This window comes from Dietzia sp. CW19 (assembly GCF_014145265.1).
Lineage (GTDB): Bacteria > Actinomycetota > Actinomycetes > Mycobacteriales > Mycobacteriaceae > Dietzia > Dietzia natronolimnaea.
In genome coordinates this window covers 1-1,834 of the sequence record NZ_JAALEE010000157.1, presented here as the reverse complement: position 1 = coordinate 1,834, position 1,834 = coordinate 1, and the positions used below count along the sequence as shown (strand labels likewise).

Genomic DNA, 1,834 nt, shown 5'->3' with positions numbered 1-1,834 from the left:
CTCGGCCCTGGATGCCGCCCGGGCCGCGGTGCGCTTGTCCGGGACCGACCTCGCCCCCGACTCCCCCACGGTCGTGAGCGGGTACTCCCAGGGCGGAGGCGCGGCCGCGGCCGCCGCCGAGATGCAGCCCCAGTACGCACCGGACCTCAACCTGGTGGGGATCGCCGCGGGCGCCCCGCCGTCGGACATGCTCGGCACCCTCGACCGCGTCGACGGTGGCGTCCTCACCGGGGCCGTCGGGTACGCCATCAACGGGATCCTGCAGGTGCACCCCGAGCTGCGTCCGGCGTTCGACCGGCAGCTCAACGACGAGGGCAGGCGCATGCTCGAGGTGACCTCGACGCAGTGCGTCGCCGAGACCGCGTTCGCCTACGGTCTGCGCCGGACCACCGAGTTCACCACGCACGGCAACTCGCTGGCCGACGCCGCCCGGTCCGAGCCCGAGATCCTGCGGGTCCTCGAGGGCTACAACCTCGGCCGCGTGGCCCCCACGGTCCCCGCGATGGTCCTGATCGGGCGGAACGACGACGTGGTCCCCCACGACACCGCGGTCGACCTGGTCCGGGACTGGTGCGCCCGGGGCGCCACGGTGGAGCTGCGTACCGCGGAGCTACCGGCTCTGGCGCCGGGGCTGGTGGTCGACCACGCCCTGCCGATGCTTGCCGAGCGCGCCACCAACGCGCGCTACCTCATGGACCGGGTGCACGGCCTGCCGGCCCCGGACTCCTGCGGCACCGTCTGACGCCGGACCACGGAGGGGACCGCCGGGTGGCGGGCCCCTCCGTCGTCCGTCAGGGCAGGTTGTGGTGGAAGGCCTGCTCCTGCGCGAGGCTGTCGATCCGCCAGCCCTCTGCGGTCCGGACGAACCCGAGCACGTACCAGAGCCCGTAGAAGAACACCTGCTGGTCCTTCTCCTCCACCGGCCGCAGGGCCATCGGGTTGAAGCACATGCAGCGTCCGGTCGCGGTGTCGCCGTCCAGGGTCACCGCGAGATTGCCCATGAGGTGCTGGGTGGAGGCGAAGATCGGCAGCATCTCCGCCAGCCAGGTGCGCACCGCCGGATAGTCGTCCGCGGGGCCGCCCGAGGCCTCGTAACTCACCCGGGCGTCCGGGGTGAACACCCTGTCCAGTCCGTCGAAGTCACGGGCGTCGATACAGGTCGCGTACCTGGTCACCAGGTCCTGGAGGTCCCAGCGATCGGACAGCTCGACCAGTGTTCGACTCATGCCCACTAGGCTAACGTGGCCCGCATGCAGTTCGAGCACGAATCCCGCGCCCGCCAGGCGATAGAGCAGCTCAAGTACCGGTACTGGCGGGCCTGCGACGGCAAGGATCCGGAGGGGTTCCGGGCGTGCTTCGTCGCCGAGGGCGGCCTCCTGGACTTCGGCCCGCTCGGCCGCACCGACCCGGACACGATGGTCGGGATCTTCCGTCAGATCGCCCTGGCCACCGCCTCCGACGGCGGACCCCGCATCCTCGACATGCACCACGGCCTCATGCCCTCCATCGCTGTCGAGGACCCGGCGGACGGGGGCGCGCCGCGGCGCGCCACCGGCACCTGGACGTTGCAGTTCCGTCAGGTGGACCGGGAGAACGGCACCGAGACCCTCTCCACCGGCGAGTACTCCGATGTCTACGTGGTGGAGAGCGGCCGCTGGGTGATGGCCGAGTGCCTGTTCTCCCCGGGGTGGTCGATCACGCGCTCCCTCGACAGCGCGACCGTGACCTTTCCCGAGGTCCACACCGTCCGCGGAGACGAGACGGCAGCCGCGACCGCCGGGGTCGACTCGTGACCGCGCGCGTCGCCCTGGTCACCGGCGCCAGCCGCGGCGTC

3 protein-coding genes are annotated in these 1,834 nt (G+C 72.0%); 2 read left to right on the top strand and 1 reads right to left on the bottom strand.

Annotated elements, in window-relative coordinates; all coding sequences use genetic code 11:
- Positions 1 to 742, top strand: a 742-nt coding sequence (locus tag G6021_RS05495) for a lipase family protein (protein ID WP_241736433.1), incomplete at its 5' end; no start/stop codon positions are given.
- Between the two features lie 49 nt (positions 743 to 791).
- On the opposite strand, the gene G6021_RS05490 is transcribed toward G6021_RS05495, so the two are convergent.
- A complete protein-coding gene (locus G6021_RS05490; protein WP_179523970.1) occupies positions 792 to 1,226 on the bottom strand; it encodes a nuclear transport factor 2 family protein in 435 nt (144 codons plus the stop codon).
- Between the two features lie 24 nt (positions 1,227 to 1,250).
- Here G6021_RS05490 and G6021_RS05485 point away from each other — a divergent pair, with 24 nt between their 5' ends.
- Positions 1,251 to 1,793, top strand: coding sequence for a nuclear transport factor 2 family protein (locus G6021_RS05485; RefSeq protein ID WP_182640813.1), 543 nt, complete (start codon positions 1,251 to 1,253; stop codon positions 1,791 to 1,793).
- The last annotated feature ends 41 nt before the right edge of the window (positions 1,794 to 1,834 follow it).